Source organism: Synechococcus sp. CS-1328 (assembly GCF_025128095.1).
Lineage (GTDB): Bacteria > Cyanobacteriota > Cyanobacteriia > PCC-6307 > Cyanobiaceae > CBW1002.
Genome location: NZ_JAHLYT010000051.1, coordinates 18,370 through 40,223, shown reverse-complemented (window position 1 = coordinate 40,223; position 21,854 = coordinate 18,370). Strand labels below are relative to the sequence as shown.

General features: G+C 68.0%; 20 protein-coding genes and 1 tRNA gene. 9 read left to right on the top strand and 12 right to left on the bottom strand.

All coding sequences use genetic code 11. The annotated features are described in order from the left end of the window. Positions 1-12: 12 nt before the first annotated feature. Positions 13-975, top strand: coding sequence for a prephenate/arogenate dehydrogenase (locus KQ310_RS09660; RefSeq protein WP_259721546.1), 963 nt, complete (start codon positions 13-15; stop codon positions 973-975). Positions 976-985: 10 nt separating this feature from the next. On the opposite strand, the gene crtD is transcribed toward KQ310_RS09660, so the two are convergent. Then, positions 986-2,530, bottom strand: coding sequence for a C-3',4' desaturase CrtD (gene crtD / locus KQ310_RS09655; RefSeq protein WP_259721545.1), 1,545 nt, complete (start codon positions 2,528-2,530; stop codon positions 986-988). 39 nt (positions 2,531-2,569) lie between these two features. Here crtD and KQ310_RS09650 point away from each other — a divergent pair, with 39 nt between their 5' ends. Next, entirely contained in the window at positions 2,570-3,535 is a 966-nt protein-coding gene (locus KQ310_RS09650) for a fructosamine kinase family protein (protein WP_259721544.1), read from the top strand. 33 nt (positions 3,536-3,568) lie between these two features. On the opposite strand, the gene KQ310_RS09645 is transcribed toward KQ310_RS09650, so the two are convergent. After that, on the bottom strand, positions 3,569-4,789 hold the full coding sequence (locus KQ310_RS09645; RefSeq protein ID WP_259721543.1) for a phosphatidylserine decarboxylase: 1,221 nt from the start codon (positions 4,787-4,789) through the stop codon (positions 3,569-3,571). 64 nt (positions 4,790-4,853) lie between these two features. On the opposite strand from KQ310_RS09645, the gene KQ310_RS09640 reads away from it, so the two are divergent. Beyond that, positions 4,854-5,510 carry a fumarylacetoacetate hydrolase family protein gene (locus tag KQ310_RS09640; protein WP_259721542.1) on the top strand — a complete coding sequence of 219 codons (657 nt, stop codon included), beginning with the start codon at positions 4,854-4,856 and terminating at the stop codon, positions 5,508-5,510. Here the strand turns inward: KQ310_RS09640 and KQ310_RS09635 are convergent. Further along, positions 5,494-6,192, bottom strand: coding sequence for a Coq4 family protein (locus KQ310_RS09635; RefSeq protein ID WP_259721541.1), 699 nt, complete (start codon positions 6,190-6,192; stop codon positions 5,494-5,496). The genes KQ310_RS09640 and KQ310_RS09635 overlap by 17 nt on opposite strands. A gap of 34 nt (positions 6,193-6,226) precedes the next feature. Here KQ310_RS09635 and KQ310_RS09630 point away from each other — a divergent pair, with 34 nt between their 5' ends. Then, positions 6,227-7,492 (top strand): hypothetical protein, encoded by a 1,266-nt coding sequence (locus KQ310_RS09630; RefSeq protein ID WP_259721540.1) that lies wholly within the window; start codon positions 6,227-6,229, stop codon positions 7,490-7,492. A gap of 12 nt (positions 7,493-7,504) precedes the next feature. Here KQ310_RS09630 and KQ310_RS09625 read toward each other — a convergent pair whose 3' ends face one another. Then, positions 7,505-7,924 carry a CAAD domain-containing protein gene (locus KQ310_RS09625; RefSeq protein WP_259721539.1) on the bottom strand — a complete coding sequence of 140 codons (420 nt, stop codon included), beginning with the start codon at positions 7,922-7,924 and terminating at the stop codon, positions 7,505-7,507. A gap of 46 nt (positions 7,925-7,970) precedes the next feature. Here KQ310_RS09625 and KQ310_RS09620 point away from each other — a divergent pair, with 46 nt between their 5' ends. From KQ310_RS09620 to KQ310_RS09610, 3 genes are all read left to right on the top strand, one after another. Then, on the top strand, positions 7,971-8,462 hold the full coding sequence (locus tag KQ310_RS09620; protein ID WP_259721538.1) for a M67 family metallopeptidase: 492 nt from the start codon (positions 7,971-7,973) through the stop codon (positions 8,460-8,462). Positions 8,463-8,479: 17 nt separating this feature from the next. Then, on the top strand, positions 8,480-9,652 hold the full coding sequence (moeB, locus tag KQ310_RS09615; protein ID WP_259721537.1) for a molybdopterin-synthase adenylyltransferase MoeB: 1,173 nt from the start codon (positions 8,480-8,482) through the stop codon (positions 9,650-9,652). A gap of 119 nt (positions 9,653-9,771) precedes the next feature. Beyond that, a complete protein-coding gene (locus KQ310_RS09610) occupies positions 9,772-10,485 on the top strand; it encodes a potassium channel family protein (RefSeq protein ID WP_259721536.1) in 714 nt (237 codons plus the stop codon). Here the strand turns inward: KQ310_RS09610 and KQ310_RS09605 are convergent. Beyond that, a complete protein-coding gene (locus KQ310_RS09605; protein ID WP_259721535.1) occupies positions 10,479-11,669 on the bottom strand; it encodes a cob(I)yrinic acid a,c-diamide adenosyltransferase in 1,191 nt (396 codons plus the stop codon). The two genes, KQ310_RS09610 and KQ310_RS09605, sit on opposite strands and share 7 nt — an antisense overlap. Positions 11,670-11,733: 64 nt before the next feature. On the opposite strand from KQ310_RS09605, the gene larE reads away from it, so the two are divergent. Then, on the top strand, positions 11,734-12,639 hold the full coding sequence (gene larE, locus KQ310_RS09600; protein ID WP_259721534.1) for an ATP-dependent sacrificial sulfur transferase LarE: 906 nt from the start codon (positions 11,734-11,736) through the stop codon (positions 12,637-12,639). Positions 12,640-12,867: 228 nt separating this feature from the next. Here larE and speD read toward each other — a convergent pair whose 3' ends face one another. Together speD and recF are read right to left on the bottom strand one after the other, a co-directional pair. Next, on the bottom strand, positions 12,868-13,359 hold the full coding sequence (gene speD / locus KQ310_RS09595) for an adenosylmethionine decarboxylase (protein WP_259721533.1): 492 nt from the start codon (positions 13,357-13,359) through the stop codon (positions 12,868-12,870). Positions 13,360-13,445: 86 nt separating this feature from the next. After that, positions 13,446-14,582 carry a DNA replication/repair protein RecF gene (recF, locus tag KQ310_RS09590; RefSeq protein WP_259721604.1) on the bottom strand — a complete coding sequence of 379 codons (1,137 nt, stop codon included), beginning with the start codon at positions 14,580-14,582 and terminating at the stop codon, positions 13,446-13,448. A 170-nt stretch (positions 14,583-14,752) separates the two neighbouring features. Here recF and KQ310_RS09585 point away from each other — a divergent pair. Continuing rightward, a tRNA-Arg gene (locus KQ310_RS09585) sits at positions 14,753-14,826 on the top strand. A 122-nt stretch (positions 14,827-14,948) separates the two neighbouring features. Here KQ310_RS09585 and KQ310_RS09580 read toward each other — a convergent pair. From KQ310_RS09580 to KQ310_RS09560, 5 genes are all read right to left on the bottom strand, one after another. Next, positions 14,949-15,437, bottom strand: a complete 489-nt coding sequence (locus KQ310_RS09580; protein WP_259721603.1) for an N-acetyltransferase — start codon at positions 15,435-15,437, stop codon at positions 14,949-14,951. Between the two features lie 2 nt (positions 15,438-15,439). Continuing rightward, positions 15,440-18,442, bottom strand: coding sequence for a phosphoenolpyruvate carboxylase (gene ppc / locus KQ310_RS09575; RefSeq protein ID WP_259721602.1), 3,003 nt, complete (start codon positions 18,440-18,442; stop codon positions 15,440-15,442). A 32-nt stretch (positions 18,443-18,474) separates the two neighbouring features. After that, positions 18,475-19,632, bottom strand: a complete 1,158-nt coding sequence (gshA, locus tag KQ310_RS09570; protein WP_259721532.1) for a glutamate--cysteine ligase — start codon at positions 19,630-19,632, stop codon at positions 18,475-18,477. Then, on the bottom strand, positions 19,629-21,245 hold the full coding sequence (locus KQ310_RS09565; protein WP_259721531.1) for an anthranilate synthase component I family protein: 1,617 nt from the start codon (positions 21,243-21,245) through the stop codon (positions 19,629-19,631). Before KQ310_RS09565 ends, gshA begins: the two co-directional genes overlap by 4 nt. A gap of 68 nt (positions 21,246-21,313) precedes the next feature. Then, positions 21,314-21,745: a photosystem I reaction center subunit II PsaD gene (locus KQ310_RS09560; RefSeq protein WP_259721530.1), complete on the bottom strand. Its 432-nt coding sequence runs from the start codon at positions 21,743-21,745 to the stop codon at positions 21,314-21,316. Between the last annotated feature and the right edge of the window lie 109 nt (positions 21,746-21,854).

Genomic DNA, 21,854 nt, shown 5'->3' with positions numbered 1-21,854 from the left:
CCGGCTGCAGCGATGATGACCAACCCCGCCGAGCCCCGGCCTGCCTGGCGCCATGGCCCGGTGGGTGTGGTGGGTCTGGGGTTGATCGGCGGATCGCTCGGCCTCGACCTGCAAACGGCCGGAGCCGAGGTGCGGGCCCTGGTGCGCCGTGAGGCCACCGCCACCAGGGCCCGTGACCGTGGGCTGGCTTCGGTGGTGAGCACCGATCCCTCGGTCTTGGCAGGCTGCGATCTGGTGGTGCTGGCGTTGCCCCTGGATCAGCTGCTGGCGCCGCCGCCAGCCCTGCTGGAGGCCCTGCCTGAGGGGGGGGCAGTGCTGACCGATGTGGGCTCGGTCAAGGGGCCGTTGCTGCCGGTGTGGTCGGCGGCGTTGCGGCGGCTGGGCCGGGAGCGGCAGGCGCGTCGCTTCGTGCCCAGCCATCCCATGGCCGGCACCGCCGAAGCCGGTGTGGAGGCCGGCGTGCGCGACCTGTTCGTCGCCCGTCCCTGGGTGGTCACCCCCGCTGACGACACCGACCCCGAGGCGCTCGCCCTGGTGGCTGACCTGGCCGCGACCCTCGGGGCCCGCTGGGTGTGCTGCGAGGCCACGGCCCACGACGCCGCGGTGGCCCTGATCTCCCATCTGCCGGTGCTGGTGAGTGCGGCGCTGCTCCAGACCGCTGACCGGGGCAGCGCCGGCGAGGGCCAGCCTGCATCGAGCCAGCCGTCCCAGAGCCAGACCTCCCAGAGCAGTTCGCTGCCGAGCCTGGTGCGGACCCTGGCGTCCAGTGGCTTCGCCGACACCACCCGGGTGGGGGGCGGCAACCCCGAGCTGGGCACTCTGATGGCCCGCGGCAACCGGGAGGCGGTGCTGCAGGCTCTGGCCAGCTACCGCCACAGCCTTGATCAGCTCGAGCAGCTGGTGCGCCGGGAAGACTGGACGGAACTGCAGCAGGTGCTGACCGCCTGCCGCGACTTGCGCCCCCAGTTCCTCTGACCCATTCGGTTCAGATCCGCAGGGGCTGGCGGCGCTCCGCCAGCAGCTGGCGGCAGAGCATCAGCGAGGAGAGGCTCACGCCGGCGGTGCCCTCGCCGGGATGGATGGAATCGCCGCCGAGCCAGAACCCCGGCAATGGTGTGCGGCTGGCCAGCCCGAAGGGCCCGAAGCGGCTGGGGTGCTGGCCCAGCCCCCCCACATAGCCCCAGGGCCGTCCGGTCCAGCCGGCGAAGCCGCGGGGTGTGGCCAGTTCCCGGTGCAGCCAGTCGGTTGATCCGATCCCGAGCAGCTGCTCCAGGCCGGCCGCCATGGCGGTGCCGGCCTGGGCTTTGCGCGCCTGGTACTCGGTCTCGTCCAGGCCGAACCAGGGGTGGGCCGGCGTGAACACGCTGGCGATCACGGTGGCCTGGCCCTGGGGCGCCCGTCCATCGCCCTCCTGGCTCACCGACACGAACAGTGGGCCCGGGGCTGGCCAGTCGAGCTGGAGATGGCTGGGGGTGTGGGGCGGCAGCACGGAGCGCGGCACGGCTCCATAGAGCACCAGGGCGCCGGAGGGTTCGTGCAGATGCTGCAGGCGCTGCCGGTAGCCCGCTGGCAGCGCCTCGCCCAGCAGCTCGCTCAGGCACTGGGGGGGCAGGGTGCAGACCACCGCCTCACAGGCCAGGGCAAAGGGGGTGTTGCCGCCTTTGTCTCCCCGCACGATCCAGCCGCCATCGCGGCGCTCCAGCTGGTGGACCCGGTGCCGCAGTCGCAGGCGGCCGCCCCAGCGGGCCAGGCTCTCCTCCAGCGCCCGGCTGAGCTCCTGCATCGAACCCTCGAGGTGCCAGAGCCCCTGCGGCTCCTGCGCCACGGCCAGGGCGGTGGCGCCGTAGAGGGCGGCGGTGCGATCGGCGGGCTCCTGGGAGTAGAGCTTCAGTTGCAGGTCGAGGTAGCGCCGCAGGCGCGGGTCGTGGCCGCAGCCGCAGAGGGGCAGCAGATCGGCCACCGTGGCGCCCGTGGCCAGGGCACTGATCAAGGTGGCTGGCCGCAGGGCGCCGCAGAGCTGGCCCAGATCCCAGAGCGAGCGCGGTGGTAGCACCGGATCGCGCAGCGCGAAGGCCCAGTTGGTGCGATGCAGCCAGGCGCAGAGCTGCCAGAACCGTTCGCTGCCGGGGAACTGGCGCTGCCGTTCCGCTTGCCAGCGCAGCGGATCGCGCCAGAGCTGCACCGGTGGAAGGCCGTCGAGGAGATCCACCACACAGGCCGGATCCAGGGGTGTGGCCGCCGGCGGGGTCTGGTGCAGATGGGCGAACAGCCGCGCGTGAATGCCACCCACTTCCAGGCCGGCCACCTGGGTGGCGCCCACATCAAAGACATAGGGACCGCGCCGGAAGGTGCCGGCGCAGCCGCCGCTCTGGTGGTGGGCCTCGAGCAGATCCACGTCGAGGCCGGCGCGGGCAAGCAGGGCCGCCGCCGTGATGCCGGCGATTCCGGCGCCCAGCACCACCACCGTGCCGTGTGCATCGGTGCCGTCAGTTCCCGTGCCCTGCGACTGCGTGCCGTGCGCCTCCGTCATCGCGGCATGCTGGCAGCGTTCCCTTGGCCGGTGCGAGCCATGCTCCCGTCCCAGCTGGGTCTCTGGGCCCGGGATCACTGCGGTGAGGTGCCGGCCTCGGTGGAGCCGGTCGGCGGAGGCTGCACGGGCCGTGCCTGGCGCCTGCGGTTTTCCGCTGACCGCAGCCTGTTCGCCAAGACTCTGAAGCCAGCCGATCTGCCGCTGCTGCAGGCCGATGCCGACGGATTGCGCGCCCTGGCTGCCTCGGCACCCCCTGAGCTGGCGCTGCCCCAGCCCGTGTTTGTGGGGCTGGTGGCAGAGGCTGCCCTGCTGGTGACCGATTGGCTGCTGTTCGGCCAGTCGGGCGGCAACCAGGCGACCGCCAACAGCTCAGTCAGCCAGCGTGGCGACGCTGCAGCACGGCGGCAGCGGGGTTGGCAGCAGCTGGGCCGTTCCCTGGCGATCTTGCACCGGCGCAGCCTGGAGGGCGCCGATGGCCGGCATGGCTGGCCGCAGGACAATTGGATCGGTGCCGCTCCCCAGGTCAATGGCTGGTGCGACAGCTGGGTGGAGTTCTTCCGCGACCGTCGCCTGCTTCCCCAGCTGGAGTGGGCCGCACGCGGCGGCGCGCCACTGCGCCAGGCGGCCACCCTGCTGGAGCGTCTGCCCCAGTGGCTGGAGGGGCACCAGCCGGAGCCCGTGCTGGTGCACGGCGACCTCTGGGGCGGCAATGCCGCCCTGCTCGACGACGGCCGGGGTGCAATCTTCGATCCTGCCGTGTATCGCGGCGATCGGGAGGTGGATCTGGCGATGGCCCGCCTCTTCGGTGGTTTCCCACCGGCCTTCTTTGCTGGCTACGAGGCCGAGTGGCCCCTCGCCCCTGGCCACAGGGAGCGGGTGGAGCTCTACAACCTTTACCACCTGCTCAACCACGCCAATCTCTTCGGTGGCTCCTACCGGCAACAGGCTCAGGCGAGCCTGGAGGGCCTGCTGCGGCACCACGGGGACAGGGGCGCCGCCACCTGAAGGTCGCAGTTGGCCGGGGGGAGGTCCTGGCGATCAGGGCCTGAAGGGCGACATGGCGACGGGGCTGCCCTGCAGCACCTGCTCCCCTGGGCGGAGCTGGAAGCCCACGGCGGCCCGTGCTTCGAAGAGCATCACCACATCGGAGCCGCCGAAGGCGAAGTAGCCCAGCTCCTCCCCCTTGACCAGTCGGGCCCCCGCCTGGGCCGTGAAGTTCACCGACGACACCACCCCCATGCCCACCGGGATCACCGCCACCAGCCCCAGGGGCGACTCCAGAACCACAATTCCCCGCTCCTGGTTGAAGACGAAGCCGAGGTCGTTGTTGATCACACCGAGGCTGCCGTCCGCCTGACGCACCACATCCAGGTGCAGGGCCCCCATCACGGTGCGGACCTCCCGCACCACGCCGGCCACCGGGGTGTGGAAGCGGTGGTAGTTGAACGGGCTGAGGTAACTGTGCGTGAACACCCCGCCACGGAAGCGGTCCCGGTAGGGGCTGCCCTGCAGCAGGTCGCTCACGTTCCACTCCAGACCCTTGAGGGTGATGCGCGAGTCGTCCTGGATCGGCCAGGCCCCCAGGAAGGTGCTGTCGGCGGGCGCCACCACCACCCGGGGGTCGAGCGGGGCTGCAATCGGACGCTTGCCGGGGCGGACCGAGCGGGCGAAGAACTGGTTGAAGGTCAGCCAGCCGCTGGGGTTCTCGGCATAGTCCTCCACCCGGTAGAGGGGGTTGGCGCGAAAGCTGTCGAGCAGTTGCGCTGATTCCACCGTGTTGAAGAAGCTCCCGAGGGTGTGGACGTAGTCGCGCACCCAGGCCTGGAAGAGGGGATCCCGCCGCAACGTCTGATCGGGGGAGCTGGCAATCACGAAGTAGAAGTCGAGATTGTTGGGCAGCAGATCGCGGTTGTTGGGGATCTCCGTGATCATCCGGTCCAGGAAGGCCAGGTAGGAGGGCAGCAGGGGCTCCTCAAAACGCCCCGTCCGCCGCAGCGAATGCTCCACCAGGGTGCGGAGCTCGGGATGGGCCTGCAGCAGCGCGATCAGGCGCCCCACCACCGGCTGGTGCCGCTGATTCCCCGTCGGCGCCGGTCGCAGCGCTGACAATGGAGTGGCCGCCACGGCGGGCCCCGTTGTGATCGTGCCCAGCAGGGGCAGCCCGGCGGCACTCAGCAGCAGACTTGCCAGCAGCGCAGCATTTGCAAGTAGCGCAGCCTTTGCAGCTGATCTGCGGCTGCTCCGTGCGGGTCGTCCCATGGCAGCAGCAGAACGCTGAGGATGACCATAGCCAGACAGCCGCGGCCGCGGCCCTACCATCGCCATGACGATCTTCTGCCTGGGCCGCAACCACCCCGCCCTGCGGCCGGCTTCCGCCGGGGGGCGCGCCGAGGCCCCTGGCGAGGCCGACTCCCTCCTGGTGGCCAGCAAGGCCGATTCGGCCCTCAGCGGCCCCCGCGACCCCATCCCGCTGCTGCCGGTGCACCGGCAGGTGGACTGGGAAGCCGAGCTGGTGCTGCGCATCGGCCGCCCCGCCTTCCAGCTGCGGGATCCGGAGCAGGCCCGTGCCGTGATCTCCCACTGGGGGGTCGGGAACGACATCACCGATCGCTGGTGGCAGACCCTGGGCGGCGGCCAGTGGCTGAAGGGCAAGTCGTTCCCGGGCTTCGCGCCCCATGCCCTGGCGCCGGACCCGCCGGATTTCAACCTGGAGCGCCGGGTGCGCTGCTGGCTCAACGGTGAGCTGGTGCAGGACGCCTGGCTGCGGGACTATCTCCACCCCCCGGCAGCGGTGGTGCAGCAGCTGAGCCGTTTCACCCGCCTGCTGCCCGGCGATCTGGTGTTCTGCGGCAGCTTCCCCGGCATGGGCTTCCAGCGGCAGCCCCCCCGCTTCCTGGCCGCTGGAGATCAGCTGGACACGGAGATCGAGGGCCTCGGGCGGCTGGAGAACCCCGTGCGGACCGTCAGTCCGGAAGGCTGAACCGCCGGCGCAACTCCTCCAGGGGCGTGCGCCAGTGTTCCTCCCAGGGCTCCGCCAGGAAGGGGGGCGCTTCCATTCCCAGGGTGAAACCCCGCACAATCTGCTGGATCACGTGCTCACGATCACCGGCGGCCTGCGGGATGGAGCGGATCAGCTTGGCAGCCATCAGCAGGCAGGTGGAGGGGTTGCCCGTCTGGGTGAAGGTGAAGGCATTCATGCCCGATTCACCGGCTTCGCTGGCATCGAAGCCGAGCAGTACATGCCAGATGTCGTGCGTATCGCGCAGGCGATTGATCACATACGCCATGGCGTCGTCCACCCCCTCGCGGTGGAAGAAATGCGGATTGAAGTGGTGGCTGTCGATGAAGTCCGCATAGGTGCGGCCCAGGGTGCCCAGCGGCAGGCCCTCCAGGTCTTCGAGGGTCACCCCGGGCGGCTGATAGCGCTGCTCCACCAGGGCGGCGGTGGCGGGGTCCGCCAGGATGCGCTCCAGCATCTGCTCGTGGGTTCCCAGCTCCGAGAAGAAGCGGCTGATGGCGGCGTTGTCGTCGGCGTTGCCGGGACAGCGGAGATAGTTGATGAAACCGCCCAGGTCGCCGATGGGCTGCTGCCTCAACGCGGCAGACGGCAATCCAGATGGCTCGGCAGACGGCACGGCGGCCGGCTCGGTGTCGGGGGCCATGGCGGAGCGCTGAAGGGAGGGCTCCTCATTAACCGTGTCGCCTCTGCGTGTCAATTCCTTTCTCCCGGTGGCGGCGCAGCCCAGCATGGGGGCTCCGCCGGAGAACGCCGTGATGGCCCGCAGCAGCAATCGACCGGCCGTGCTGGCGGCGGCCGTCACGGTCTGCGTGAATGCCAACGCGATTCTTCCCCTGGTGGGGAAAGTGGAGATGCTGCACGTGATGCAGCGGATGTTTCTTTACGACGAGTTCCTCAATGTCACTGTTCTCTCGTCCACTCTCAGCCTGATTCTGGCGCCGCTGCTGCTGCAGGGCCGCTCCATCCGTGGATTGTTGCGGCTTGGCTTCCTTGCCCTGGCTGCGCTGAACACGATCCTGGCTTTCACGCAATTCGGTTGGCATGCCCTCTGGATCCGCGGCCTGATCGGTGTGATCTATGGCGCCATCATTCCCCTGGGGCAGTTCAACCTCGGCCAGATCCCCGTATCCGAAACGGAACGGGTGCGGTTGTTCAGCCTCAACATCGTGCTGATCCGCCTGATGCTCGTGGGTCTGCCCTTCGTGGGCATCGGCCTGATGCTGCTCTTCGGCGGCGCCGACGTTCTGTTCGCGGCCCTGGCAGTGCTCTCGGCCGTGGCGGCCCTGTTGATTCCGCCGGGGTTGCCCGAGTCTGCCCGGGTGCAGGCCACGCCCCTGGCTGAACTGCCCCTGGAGCGGCCGCGGCGCCAGCTGGCCTGGGTGGATGCGGTGCTGATCGTGATGCCCCAGGCGCTCTACGCCGTGCTGCTGGTGTGGCTGTCGCGGGCTGCCGGCAGTGAGAGTCGCTACCTGTTGCTGAGCCTGGTGTTCACGATCCCCTACGCCGCTGTTGGGATCTTTTCCCTGGGACTGGCGCGGCGTCTTCCGGCGCCGCTCTCGGCCCTGCTGGGGCTCTGGCTGCCGGTGCTGCTCTGCTGTGGACTGCTCGGTGGGGTGAGCACGGTGGAGGGACCCGCCACCCTGCTGGCGGTGGCCCTGGTGGGCTGGATCGGTCTGCCGATCACGTTCGCTCCGGGTCAGCTGATCAGCCTCTGGCCCACCGCCGGCGGGCGGCAGGTGGCCAACCTCGGCGTGATCCTGTTGATGACGCTGCCCCTGTCGCTGGGGCCAAGCCTCAGCGGGGTGGTGCTGGGGATGGGAGAACCCTCCCCCCAGAAGGCCCTGCTGCTCTGCCTGGTGAGCCTGCCGATGCTCCTTTGGCTGCAGCGGGCCTGGCAGGGCAGGGTGGTCCCCACCCTGCGGGATCCGGCAACCCTGGCCTGAGCGGCCTGGGCTTCAGCCCAGATATTCCTTGCGGAGGCCCTGGATCTGGGCCAGCACGGCGTTGCGCTTCTCGCTGGTGGTGAGGTTCTGCCAGCTCCACTGGCCCACCACGACAAGGCCAAGCAGTTCCAGTAGCCCAGGAACCACCGGTAGAAGGTTGATGGTGTCCAGCACCCCCTTGATCAGGATCTGAGCCACGATCACGGCCAGGAACACACCGGTGCCCTTGGCGATCCGACCCATCAGCGACCAGTCCACCTGGTCAAGGGTGGAGTTCACCTTGGTCAGAATGTCGCCGTAGCGCTCGGCGAAATTCACAGCAGCGTCGCCCACACCGGTGCTGCCGAACGGGCTGGTCGAGGCGCTGGCCTCACTTGCGTCGCTGCCGGCTTCCTTCAGGTCGGGCTCATTCAAGGTGGTGGTATCGCTCATGAATGGAGCCGCACAATTTGAAACGATCGAGGGCCAAGGTATCGGTGTGAGCTCCATTTGGCCAGCGCGGATCGGCTTCCGTCGGCGGGGGCTGACCTGCCTGGATGCCCTGCTGGCCGCCGCCAGCCCTGCGGAAGGCTGTGCCCTGCTGCTGGGTTGCCGCCGGGAGACCCACTGGCAGGTGGAGCGGATCTGGCCCTGTCTGAATGGGTGGCAGCCGATGGGGGAGCGGACCCGCCGCTTCGCGATCGATCCGCGTGAGCAGCTGCTGGCCCAGAAGTGGGGGCGGGCCCGTGCACTGACGGTTCTGGGGGCGGCCCACAGCCATCCCACCAGTGCGCCCCTGCCCTCGGCCACCGACCGGCAGCTCACTTTCCCCCCCGCCCTGCTGGTGATCGCAGGCCCTCCTGGCGGCGATGGCGACCCTCGCGGCAGTGTCCATGGGGACCTGCCCCGCACGGGCTGGGCCCTGCGCTGCTGGTGGCTGGACGAGGAGGGCAGCCAGCCGTTGCCGCTGGCGTGGACAATGGTGGATTGACCGGTCGCGCTTCTCCGATGCTTCCTCCCGACACCACCGGGGTGCAGCTGAGCCCCGACGAGGTGGCCCGCTTCGCCCGCCATCTGATCCTGCCCGAGGTGGGCATGGAGGGGCAGAAGCGTCTCAAGGCCTCCTCGGTGCTGTGCGTGGGCACCGGCGGCCTGGGTTCGCCGCTGCTCCTTTATCTGGCCGCTGCGGGCGTGGGCCGGATCGGCATCGTCGATTTCGACGTGGTTGATCACTCCAACCTCCAGCGTCAGGTGATCCACGGCACCAGCTGGGTGGGCAAGCCCAAGATCGAATCGGCCAAGGCCCGGATTCTGGAGATCAACCCCCACTGCCAGGTGGATCTCTACGAGACCGCCCTGACCAGTGAGAACGCTCTGGCGATCATCCGCCCGTACGACATCGTCTGCGACGGCACCGACAACTTCCCCACCCGCTATCTCGTCAACGACGCCTGCGTGCTGCTGGGCAAACCCAACGTCTACGGCTCGATCTTCCGCTTCGAAGGCCAGGCCACGGTGTTCAACCTCGATGCCGAAAGCCCCAATTACCGCGATCTGTTCCCCGAACCGCCTCCGCCGGGGATGGTGCCCTCCTGCGCCGAGGGCGGCGTGGTGGGCGTGCTGCCCGGCATCATCGGCGTGATCCAGGCCACCGAGGCGGTGAAGATCATCACCGGCATCGGCACCACCCTCAGCGGCCGCCTGCTGCTATTCGATGCCCTGGGCATGAAGTTCCGCGAGCTGAAGCTGCGGCCCAACCCGGAGCGGCCGGTGATCAACGAACTGATTGATTACCAGGAGTTCTGCGGCGTGGGTGGCACCGCTCCCGGCCAGGAGGAGGCGGGCAGTGTGCCCAGCATCACCGTGGCCGAGCTCAAGACGATCATCGACGGCGAGCTGGAAGACATCCTGCTGGTCGATGTGCGCAATCCCCCTGAAGCCGACATTGCCGTGATTCCCGGTGCCCTGCTGGTGCCGCTCGATCGGATTGAAAGTGGCGAAGCGATTGACGATGTGCGCCGGCTGGCCCAGGGCAAGAGGCTTTATGTGCACTGCAAACTCGGCGGTCGCAGTGCCAAGGCCCTGATTGCCCTGGGCCGTCATGGGATTGAGGGCACCAACGTGTCCGGTGGCATCGACGCCTGGAGCCAGGAGGTGGATCCATCGGTGCCCCGTTACTGACGACAGCTCCGGGGGGGGATCCTCAGGAGCGCCGGCGGGCACGGGAGCGCCAGCAGGAGGCGCAGCATCGGCTCGATCGTCGCCTGATCGCCCAGGAACGCCAGTACCTGCCCTTCCTGGTGGCGGCCCTGCTGCCGGTGCTGCTGATGCCGATGGCCAGCAGTGCCGGCCCCATGCCGCAACCGTTGGTGGCGCCGGTGGTCTTCGACCTGCTGGCCCTGCAGTCGCTGCGGACCCTGCCGGTGCTGCAGCCCTCCTGGCGGGCTCGGATCTACGGCCGGATCTACCAGGGGCTGGCCCTGCTCACCGCCGTGCTCGTGTGGGTGCCTGCTCTCTTCCAGGGGTGGCCGAATGGCCATCTGCGGGCTGGAGTGCTGCTGCTGATCTCCGTGTTCTTCATCACCACCTCCGTGCGGCTGGTGCAGCTCCTGGCCCGGGTGCCGCGGGTCAACCTGCCCGTGCTGGCCGGTGCCGCCGGCGGCTACGTCCACTTGGGCCTCACCGGCGGCATGGTGGCCACGGCCCTGGAGGTGGTGCTGCCCGGCACCTTCTCCCTGGGGTCGGTGAGCACCCATGAGGCCCTTACCGATCGGTTGCTCTATTACAGCTTTGTGACGGTGGCCGGGCTCGGTTATGGCGATGTGCTGCCCGGCAACCCGGTGGGCGAGCGCTTCGCCATCCTGCTGAGTCTCTCCAGCACCCTCTACGTGTCGTTGCTGGTGGGCCTGCTGCTCGGACGCTTCATCGCCTACGAAGCGGCGGAACTGGAGGAGGAGTGGCAGGAGCGCAAGGGCCTTGGGGAACGGGATCAGCTGCCGCCAGACGATCAGTAATCCACGCCGCGCTTGAGGTCGACGCCGCGTTCGGCGTAGTGCTTGTGGCACACCATTTCGGAGTGGACGCTGGCCAGGGCGAAGTAGGCCGGCAGGTTCTTGCAGCGGCCCGTGAGGATCACCTCGGTTTCGGCCGGCTTGCGCAGCAGGGCCTGCACGATCGGCTCCACCGGCAGCAACTCCAGGTCCACGGTGGGATTGATCTCGTCGAGGATCACGGTTTTGTAGAGCCCACTGGCGATGGCGGCGCGGGCGATCTCCCAGGCTCTCTCGGCCTCCACATAGTCGATCGGCTGCTGCTGGCCCCGCCAGACGATCGCGTCACGGCCGGAACGCAGATGATCCACCAGGTGGGGATAGCTCTCGCGCAGCGCCGCGATCGCCGCATCTTCGGTATAGCCGCTGCCCCCCTTGAGCCACTGCAGGATCAGCACCCGGTGGCTCTTGTCCTGGCTGATGCCCCGGCCGATCGCCTGCAGGGCCTTGCCCAGGGCACTGGTGGATTTGCCCTTGCCCTCGCCGGTGTAGATCTCGATGCCCTCGAGGCCCTGGGCCTGGCCCGGCTCCCCATCGGCGTCATCGGGGCGTCGATGGGCGCGCATCTCGGAATGGAGGTCAGCCAGCTGCACTAGGGCGCCGGGTGCTCCCCGGCCCGTGGCGATCACCTCCATCCCAGCCGGTTTGGCCGACAGGGTCCGCACCACCTCGTCGGTGTCGAGCAGGCCCAGGTCCAGTACCGGATTGAGTTCGTCCAGCACCACCACGGAATAGAGGTTGCTGGCAATCGCCCCTTTGGCGATGTCCCAGCCTCGTTGCGCTTCCTGGCGATCGAAGCGGGTTGCTTCCTCGGCCGTGAAGAAGTCGCCGCGGCCGGTGCGCACCTGGTCGATCAGATGGGGAAAGCCCTGCTGAAGCGCCTCGATGGCGGAATCTTCGTCGTAGGCCCGACCCGGACCCTTGAGAAAACGGAGCAGCAACACCCGGGTGCGCTTCTGTTCACAGATGCCCAGCCCGATCGTGCGCAGCACCACGCCCAAGGCCGCCTGGCTCTTGCCTTTGCCGTCACCGTCGTAGACGTGCAGCTGGCCATGGGCGCGTTCATCACTGCCGGCCGCCGTGCGGATGCCGATGCCGCGGCCGGTGCCCCGTTGCGGCGTCTGGGTACTGCTGGCGGGGGGAGACATCGCAGGGGCGGCGGCAGATCGATGCTAACGACGGACCGCCCCTGCGCTTGCCAGGATTGCCGCCATGACCCATCCCCGGATCGAGCATCTGCCGGAGCCTCTGGAGCGAGGCCTGGAACGGCTGCGTCAGCACCTGGCCGGATTCGGGTCGGTGGTGGTGGCGTATTCCGGCGGGGTGGACAGCACCCTGGTGGCGGCGATCGCCGCGGAGCAACTGGGCGAGGGTGCCCTGGCGATCACCGGGGTCTCGCCGGCTTTGGCGCCCCATCTGCGCGAGGAGGCCCGGCTGCAGGCGGCCTGGCTGGGCCTGCGGCATCGGGAGATTCCCACCGCCGAGCTGAATGACCCTGCTTACAGCGGCAATCCGGAGCGGCGTTGCTACGCCTGCAAACGCGAACTGCACAGCCTGCTGGCGCCGTTGGCCGCCGCTGCCGGCGGGGCGCCCGTGCTCGATGGTGTGAACCTCGACGACCTCGGCGACCATCGCCCCGGCATCGACGCGGCCCGTGAGCACGGGGTGAGTTCTCCCCTGGCCGATCTTGGCCTCGACAAGCAGGCGGTGCGTCGCATCTCGCGCGCGCTTGGGTTCCCATGGTGGGACAAGCCGGCCCAGCCCTGTCTGGCGTCGCGGTTTCCCTACGGCGAGCCGATCACGACCACGCGGCTGCAGCGGGTGGCCGCGGCCGAGGCCTGGTTGCGTCAGCGGGGGCTGCGGGATCTGCGGGTGCGCAGCCAGGGTGAAACGGCGCGGATCGAGCTGCCCGCCGCCCAACTGCCGGAGCTGATGCTGCGGCTGGCCGATGACGGCAGTTCCGCTGGTTTCCGCCAGGAGCTGGTGGAGGTTTTGCTGGGCCTGGGCTTCACGGCGGTGAGCCTGGACCTGGAAGGCTTGGTGAGCGGCAAGCTCAACCGCGGCTCGATCACGGCGTCAAGAACCGCCCATGACGGCCGGGCTGGCCATCACCCCTGAGCCTGTGGGGATGGCTGCGTTGGCCCTGACGGCTGAACTGGCAGGGACTGTGTTGAGTGGGTCGTGCCTGCTGACTTGACACGCACTGCGGCATCCAGCCGATCGGAGACCATAAAAAAAGCACCCATCAGGGTGCTTCCAGCTCTCACTGTGCGCCGATTGGGCTGGCGCCTTGAGATCCAAATGCTGATCCAGTCCAAACGCTGAGTCAGCAGTGGGGTGCAGGGGTCAGGCGGCCGCCAGGATCGGATCCCGATCTGCCCCGGCGATGCACTCCGGTGTTTCGCGGCGAAAGCTGGTGAGCTTGTGCGTTCGGGCCTCCAGCTCCTCGCAGAGCACCGCACAGGCCAGCTCTGGCATGGTGTGGTCACCGCAGGTGAACACATCCACGGCCGCGTACCCGGATTCGGGCCAGGTGTGAATCGAGATGTGCGATTCGGCCAACAGGGCAAGCCCTGTGACCCCCTGGGGATCGAAATGATGGGTGATCAGATTGAGCAGGGTGGCGCCAGCACGTTTCGCTGCTGTGGTGATGGCGGTCCTGAGAAAGGCTTCGTCGTTGAGCTTGGCAGACGTGCAGTCGTAGAGCTCAAGGATGCAGTGTTTACCCACCGTATCGGTGGTACTGGGCCCACTCACGCTCTGCAGGGTGGTGGGGGTGGTGGAGTGAGCACCAGTCCATCCCGGGTTGGGGTGGAGGCAGGGCAGGCTCTGGTTCATTGAATCCAGACAAACAGGGTTCACCATACGCCCCAAAGTCCTTGACTGGTGCAGGAAGTGACGCAATCCAGCCTCTGTCGCGCCGATCAGGGTCTGGATTCAGCCTCCAGCCTGTCCGCCGCCAGCGCGTCCGGTTCAGGCCCCAGGGTGCCGCCGCGCATGCGCACCAGCTGGGCGGCCTGCCGCCAGCCCTCGCCGAAGCCGTCCACGTGGGTGGCGCTGACCAGGCATTGGTGGCCGTCCCCCACTGCCTCCAGCAGCAGGCGCTGGCGCTGCGGATCGAGCTCGGCCAGCACGTCGTCGAGCAACAGCAGGGGTGGCGCGCCCACCACCTCTTCCACCAAGGCCAGTTCCGCCAACTTCAGGGCCAGCACCAGGGTGCGCTGCTGGCCGGCTGAGCCGTACCGCCGCGCCAGTTGCTCCCCCAGCAGCAGAGCAATTTCATCCCGCTGCGGACCCACCAGGCATTGGCCCAGCCGCAGCTCCTCGCTGCGTTGCTGCTGCAGCTGGGCCGCCATCGCCTCCCGCCAGGGGGCCTCGGCGTCCTCCCCCTCCAGCAGCGTGCCGCTTCGGTAATCGAGCCGCAGCTGGTCCCGGCCGCCACTGAGACGCTCCTGCCAGGCCGCCGCCAGGGGTTCGAGCCGCCGCAGGGCTCGCCAGCGCCGCCGGTGCAGCCGGGTGCCGATCGCCGCCATCTGCAGATCGAAGGCATCCAGCAGGGCCTCCCGCTGGGTTTCGGGGCCGCCGCGGCGCAACAGTTGGCTGCGTTGCCGCAACAGGCGGCCGTAACGGCTGAGCAGGTCGCCGTAGACGGGCTCAAGCTGCAGCACCACCCGATCGAGCCATTGGCGCCGCAGGGCAGGCTCCCCCCGCACCAGGTCAAGGTCGAGGGCGCTGAAGGTGACGCAGCGCAACCGCCCTGGCAGGTCCAGCTGCCGCTCCAGCACCTTGCCGTTGCGACTGGCGATCCGCCCCCCCCGCAGTCGTAGCTCCAGCTGCAACTGGTCGCCGTCGGTGCAGACCGCCTGCAGCTGGCTGTGGCTCTGGCCATGGCGGATCAGGTCACGGTCGCTGCCGCTGCGGTGGGAGCGAAGGCTGCAGAGCAGCTCCACCGCCTCCAGCAGGTTGGACTTGCCTTCGCCGTTGGGCCCCACCACCAGCAGGCGCGGCTCGCGTAACTCCAGCCGGAGATGCTCGATGTTGCGGAACTGGCGCAGCTCCAGACGATGCAGCCGGATGGCTCAGGTGCGGCGTGCGGTTAAGGTAGCCCTGTCGAGAGGCACATCCGCAGCCCAACCTGCTTCGGACGCTGTTGTTTCAGGGTCAGCTCTGGTTTCAGGGTCAGCTCTGGTTCGGCCGTCATCTTCGGCTCGACACAAAGGCCTCGGCGCAAGGGCATGTAGCTCAGTTGGATAGAGCATCAGATTCCGGTTCTGAGGGTCGGGGGTTCGAGTCCCTCCATGCTCGTGGCCAGCCTTGCCGAACTCAGCCCTGCCGATCCGAACGGCAGGGTTTTTTTATGGCAGGCCCCTCGCCCTGCCGGTTCCGGCCTGGCGCTCATCCGGGCTGCTGCTGATCCGGTCTGCCGCTCAGAGGTTCGCCCCGGGGGATCCCAGCGACAGGCCCATGGCGCGGATCCCGCCTGGATCGACCAGAAACCCCAGGGCTTCCAGCGGCAGGATTGCCTCAGGAGGGGCGGACAATGACACGCTGCAGCCGCCCAGTTCCCGCCGCAGCCGCGTCAGGGCCCCATGCAGCAGCGCCGCCAGGATCTCGGTCGGGTCGGGGTCCTGGGGATCGGCGAGCAGATCCCAGAGGTTGGCATTGAGGGCCTGATCACTGGTGGAGCGCACAAACCCCACCAACAGTCCGTCGGGTCCGCGCACAGCCAGGTGCCAGGCGCTGCGTTCGATCGCCTGCAGCCAGCGTTGGCTGGCTCGCGGCTGCTCGCCGCAGACGTCCATCAACCGGTTCAGTTCCTCCGGCGAGGGGATCGGATCCTGCAGCAGGCGGTAGCCCTCCCGAAGCTGGGGTGCGGCGGGTTGACTGCGGAACGGGATCAACAGGGAGTCCAGCACGGTCAACCGGTGTTGCGCATGCCGGCGGCAATGCCGTTGATCGTGAGTAGGGCGCCGCGCAGCAGCTCGCTGCGGCTGTAGGTGCGCCCGTCCTGGCCGGCGGCCAAGGCTTCGCTCATCGGCGGTTGACGGTTCTGATCCCGCAAGCGGCGCAGCAGGGCCACCTGCAGGTAACCGAGCGGCACGATCGTGCGGTTGCGCAGATCCACCGACAGCTGCAGGGCCGGATCGCTGTCGAGCAGGCGCTCCTGCCCGGAGATGCGCAGCACCAGATCACGGGTGCGCTGGAACTCGGCGGCGATCGTCTGGAAGATGCGCTCGAAGGCGTCGCGGTTCTCCTCCCGACCCAGCGCCTGCACGTAGTGGTGGGCGAGATCGATGTCCACCTTGGAGAGGGTCATCTCCACCTTGGAGATCAGCATGCGGAAGAACGGCCAGCGCTGGTGCAGCAGTCGCAGCAGCTCCAGCTGGCCGGGATCCCGATGCAACTCCTCCTCCAGGGCTGCGCCCACGCCGAACCAGCTGGGCAGCAGGAAGCGACTCTGGGTCCAGCCGAACACCCAGGGAATGGCCCGCAGGCTGGAGAGGTCCTTGGCGCCGCTCTTGCGCCGGGCCGGCCGGCTGGAGATCTGCAATTTGCTGATCTCCTCGATCGGGGTGACCTGCTGGAAGAAGGCCACCAGATCAGGGTTGTCGTGAACCAGGGCGCGGTAGTGATCACGGGAGCGGGCGGCGAGCCGCGCCATCAGCTCATTCCAGCTGGGGGTGTCGTCCACCGGAGCACTGATCAGGCTGTTCTGAAGCACAGCCGTGGTCATGGTTTCGAGGTTGTAGAGGGCCAGCTCCGGCAGTGAGTACTTGGAGGCGAGCACTTCCCCCTGTTCGGTGATCTTGATCCGGCCCTTCAAGGTGCCGCTGGGCTGGGCCAGGATCGCCTGGTAGGCCGGACCGCCACCGCGACCCACCGACCCACCGCGGCCGTGGAACAGGCGCAGGGCCACGCCGTGCTGGCTGGCCAGCTGTTCCAGGGCAATCTGGGCCTTGTGGATTTCCCAGTTGCTGGACAGAAAACCGGAATCCTTGTTGCTGTCGGAATAGCCCAGCATCACTTCCTGCAGTGGTGGGCCGCCCTCTTCCCCCGAGGCGATCAGGGCCCGGTAGAAGGGTTCGCAGAACAGCCGCTCCATCACGGCCGGAGCCCGTTGCAGGTCTTCCACCGTTTCGAACAGGGGAACCACCAGCAGCGACGACAGGGGCGCCAGCGGATCCACCAGGCCCGCTTCCTTGGCCAGCAGCAGCACCTCCAGCAGATCCGACACCGTGTGGCTCATCGAGATCACATAGGTGCGGCAGATGCGGGCGCCGAATTCCTGCTGCAGCCGCTGCAGCATCCGGAAGACCGCCAGGGTCTCGTGGGTGGCATCACTCCAGCGCACCGCCGGCGACACCAGCGGCCGGCGGGTCTTGAGTTCGGTCAGCAGCCAGCTCACCCGCTGCTCCTCATCCATCTCGCCGTAGGTCACCGGCAGCTGCAGATAGCGGCTCACCTCGTCGAGCGCATCGCTGTGGCGGGTGCTCTCCTGGCGGATGTCCAGGCTGGCAAGGCAGAAGGCGAAGATGTGCACCTGGCTGAGCAGGCTCTCCAGGGCTTCGCAACCCAGTCCGGTGCTCTCGAGGCTGTCGCGCACCAGTTCGAGGTCGGCCCGGAATTCGTCGACCGAGCCGTAGTGCAGTTCCGGTGGCGGAGGGGAGGCGAGGTTGCCGACCCCGCCGCCATCCCCGACAAAGGCCGACGGCAGGCCCGAGTGGCCGTCGCAGGGGGATTCCCAGCCGGCATCCACCAGCTGCTGGTTGCGCTGACGGGTGAGCTGGAGCCGCTCCAGGGTGTAGCTCAGCTTCAGGCGGTAGGGCTCCAGCCGGTAGCGTGCCGCCCGCTCCTCATAGATCTCCGGGAAACGCAGCCGATCCATTTCCAGGGATTCCAGCAGGGCTGGGCTCACCTGGCTCCACTGCATCGAGATGCTCAGCTGATCGCGCAGCTTGCCCACGGAGTGGATGTAGCGCTCCAACATCAGCTGACGCTGATAACAGGCTGTGCGCCAGGTGATCTCGGGAGTCACCGAAGGATTGCCGTCCCGATCGGAGCCCACCCAGGAGCCGAAGCTGCAGAAGGCATCGCGGGGCGAGAGCACGTCGGGGTAGCTGCCGCTCAGGGCCGTCCGCAGCCGCTGGCGCAGCTGGGGCATGGCATCGAACAGCACCTGCTGGAAGTAATGCAGGGCGTAATCCACCTCATCGAGAACCGAGGGTTTGAACTGGTGCAGTTCGTCGGTACGCCACCACAGCCGGATCTCTTCTTCCAGCTGCAGGCGGATGCGCTCGTCGTCTTCGATGTTGGCCAGGCTGCTGCGCTGCAGTTGCTGGATCAACGCCGCGACCTTCCGCTGCTTGTGGCGCACGGTGTGGCGCACGATCTCGGTGGGGTGGGCCGTGAACACCAGGCGAATATCCAGCTCCCGCAGCAGGTTCTCGATCTGGGCCGGCGGCACGTTGAGGTTGCGCAGGCGTTGGAACAGCTCCCGGAAGGTGGCCGGTTCGGTCTGGCTGGCCAGGGGCGGCAGAAACGGATCGGTGCTCGGCGGTTCAGGCTGCAGCTTGAGGCTCTCGAGATAACTGTCTTCCTCGATGTGCTGCTCAAGGATGTTCACCAGCTGGAAGTAGAGCGAGAAGGCTCTGGCTGCCGCGATGGCTTCAGAAAGATCCATGCCGCGGATCAGCTGCACGATCGCGTCGGTGGAGGCGGCGTTGGGCAGGATCGTGGCGCCGCCCTCGAGTGGATCGGTGGCGCTGAGCTGTTTCAGCTGCAGCAGCCGATCCGCCTGCTCCGGTGGACATTCGCTGCGCAGCACCGTTTCCCACAGGTCCTCCACCAGCTCCAGTCGTTCGCCGAGCAGCTGGCTCACCAGAGGCTTGGGCTCGGTGGTGGTGACAAGCGACTCCCGCATCGGGATGAACGGCATGGCGGTACGGGTCATGATCATCCCAAAGGGGGTTTGGTGTCTGTCTCGTTGGGCTCCGCGCCCAAGACCTCCTGCTGTTCCATCACCTGCGCCTCGCTGGCGATGATCTCTGCAATGGTGGCGCCGGATCGCTGCCACTCCAGCCAGCGCATCGCCTGATTGCCCTGGTCGATCACCTGCTGCACCGGGGCCAGCACGCTGGTGAGACCGAGTTCGCTCGCCAGCGGGGCCATCGTCTCGAGGCTCTCGCGGATCCAGTCGGCAGCGATGATCGTGCGGCCCGAGCGCCAGTGGGTCAGAGGGGCCAACAGGCTGGAGCGGGCGGCGGATTGATCATTGGCATCGGCCAGCTGGGCCAGGTCCTGGGAGTCCAGGGGACTGGCCCGCAGGGGATCGAGGGCTGCCGGGTCTGCCAGCAGCTGGTGCAGGCGCAGTTCGGCGAAGGCGGTCACCGCCAGCAGCAGCAGCGGATCGGTGATCAGATCGCAGATGCGGATCTCGATCCGGTTGAGCTTGTGGGGCCTGGCGTCCCCGTTGGGCCGCACCGAGGTCCAGAGGTGGCGCACGTTCTGCATCGATCCAGCCGCCAGCTGTTCCGCCATCCACTCCACGTAGTGAGCGTGATCGCGAAACAGCGGCACCTGCGCAGGGGTGAGCGGGAATTGCAGCCAGCGCTGCGAGTGGGCGCCCGTCACCGCGCCATCGAGAAAGGGGGAGCTGGTGCTCAGGGCCAGCAGCAGGGCCGCCTCACAGCGCAGCAGCCGCAGCCCAGCGAACAGGGCCGGCATGTCGGTGAGGCCCAGGTTGATGTGCACGCTGGCGGTGACCACCAGGGTGCCGTAGGTGGACTCGATATAGCCGTGATAGGGGTTGTCTGGATCCGATCGCTCGAAGTGACGGCTGTCCCCCAGGCTCAGGGTGCTGCCCGGCAGCAGGGTGAGCTGCCGCTGCTGCAGCCAGGGCCGCAGCCGTTGCCGCGGTTCCAGCAGCAGCTCCAGCTGGCGCTGGTAACTGGCTTCCGGCGGGGTGGTGTATTCGAGGTTGCGCCGATCCGGCTCGGTCACGAAATCGGGGAACTGGCGGGCCACTTCGGCGGAGCAGCCCACCACTGTGCCGTCGGCCCGGCCGGTGAACAGTTCCACCTCAAATCCCTTCGGCAGCAGAGGACAGCTCATGCCCGGACCTCGCTGCCGGAGGTGTGCCGCGTTGGAGCCTGCACGCAGGCCAGGGCCTTGAGCATGCCGCGCGCCTTGTTCAGGGTTTCCTGGTATTCGGCGGTGGGCTGGGAATCGGCGACCAGTCCGGCGCCGGCCTGTACCTGCACCCGCCAGCCGCCGTCATCGGCGGGCAGCACCACCATCGTGCGGATCGTGATGGCTGTGTTCAGGGCCCCTGCCAGATCCACCGCCCCGTACACCCCCGAGTAGGGCCCGCGGGCGCTGGGCTCCAGCGCATGGATCAGCTGCATGGCCCGGATCTTGGGGGCGCCGCTGACGGTGCCTGCCGGGAAGGAGGCCATCAGCAGATCCCAGACGTCTCGATCCGCCGCCAGCAGACCCTCCACCTGACTGACGATGTGCATCACGTGGGAATAGCGCTCGATCACCATCAGATCGGTGACCTTCACCGTGCCTGGCCTGCAGACCCGGCCCAGATCGTTGCGGCCCAGGTCCACCAGCATCACGTGCTCGGCCCGCTCCTTCGGATCGGCCAGCAGCTCAGCCTCCAGGGCCCGGTCCTCGGATTCGTCGCCACCGCGGGGACGGGTGCCGGCAATCGGCCGCAGGGAGGCCTTGATGGCGCCGCTGCCATCGGTGGAGGGTTCCGCCTTCACCATCACTTCAGGACTGGAGCCGATCAGGTACCAGCCGCCGAAATTGAAGAAGGCCATATACGGCGAAGGGTTGACCATCCGCAGGCTGCGGTAGAGGTCAAACGGGTCCCGGGCCACGTGGCTTTCGAGGCGTTGGCTCAGCACCAGCTGAAAGACGTCGCCGGCGGCGATGTGGGCGCGGGCCTGACGCACGGCATCTTCAAAGTCGGCCTGGCTGCGGTTGCTGCTGGGTGGTTCGGCCAGTTCGGCGCGGTCGTTCCAGGCCAGGGGCGTCAGGCCGGAGGGCAGGGGAGCCTGCATGCGGGCCTCCAGAGCCTCGATCCGTTCGAACGCTTCCTGCCAGGCATGGGCCGGATCTGCGCCGCCGCTGAGATCGGCGTAGGACACCGCCGTGATCTGGCGTTTCACCTGGTCGAACACCAGCAGGCTGTCGGCCAGCATCCAGCAGCCATCCGGTGGCCCCAGGGGGTCGGTGGCATGGATCGGGACGGTGGGTTCGATCCAGTGGATCAGCTCATAGCCCCAGAAGCCGAACAGTTGCCCCACCGGCGGCAGGCCCGGCACCGGTGCCGGGCGGACCGGCTCCAGGGCCTGGCGCAGCTGCGCGAAGGGATTGCCGTGCAGGCTTTCGCGGCGACCGTCGCGCCAGCAGCGTTCCCCCTCCTCGCCGCGCACCGTCAGTGTCCAGAGCGGATCGCTCACCACAAAGCTCCAGCGCCCCAGGCGTTCGCCCCCCTCAACCGACTCCAGCAGCACGCCATGGCGGCTGGCCTGGCCCACCTTCAGCCAGGTGGTCAGGGGCGTCTCCAGGTCGGCGGGCCAGCGTTTCCACAGCGGCAGGAAGCTGAGGCCTGCCGCCACCTGGGCGTGGAAGGCCTCATCGAACCATCCTCCGTCCAGGACATCCCCGTCGAGACCGGTGGTGCGCTGGCTGGGGCGCTCGGAAGGGACCATTGCAGCGGCAGGCGGGCAAAAAAAACGGGGCGCCTAGCCCCGCTGTTATAGGTCTTGGCCAGAACGGCTCAAGCGTCGAAGGTGTTCTTGCCGCTGAACTTGAGAGCCGAGGGATTGGGGTTGTCGCCGATGCGACGGGGGGTGTGACCCACCATCGAGCGCCCCTCATTCACTTTCTCGGGGAAGACACCATCTTTGGGGTGCAGATATTCGGTGTCACCGCCGGGATAGATGCGGTAGATCTTGTAATCCTCGATTCTGGGCTTGAACTTGGTGCGCAGTTGGGTGCCCAGGGCCAGGCACTGCTCCTTGCGGGCGAAATACATCACGTTTTCGCCTTCGTTCATTTCAGCCGCACCACCGGTGGGCAGCTCAAAGGCCTGGGCCTTGCTGCTGGTCCAGGTGATCGCGTATTTCTCTTCGGTCTCGGCGGAGTTCAGGAGGCCGCCGGTGCTGCCGATGTACTTCGGGAGTTGACCGCTCAGCGCCGTTGCTGTCATAGCTGTTCCTGGATGGGGAGTCGGCAGACCGTTTCAGGCGGAAACTAGCACCGTGATTTTCGTGGTTCCGCCACCCTCTCGGCAGTCTTCACACCCGTCAACAAACCGT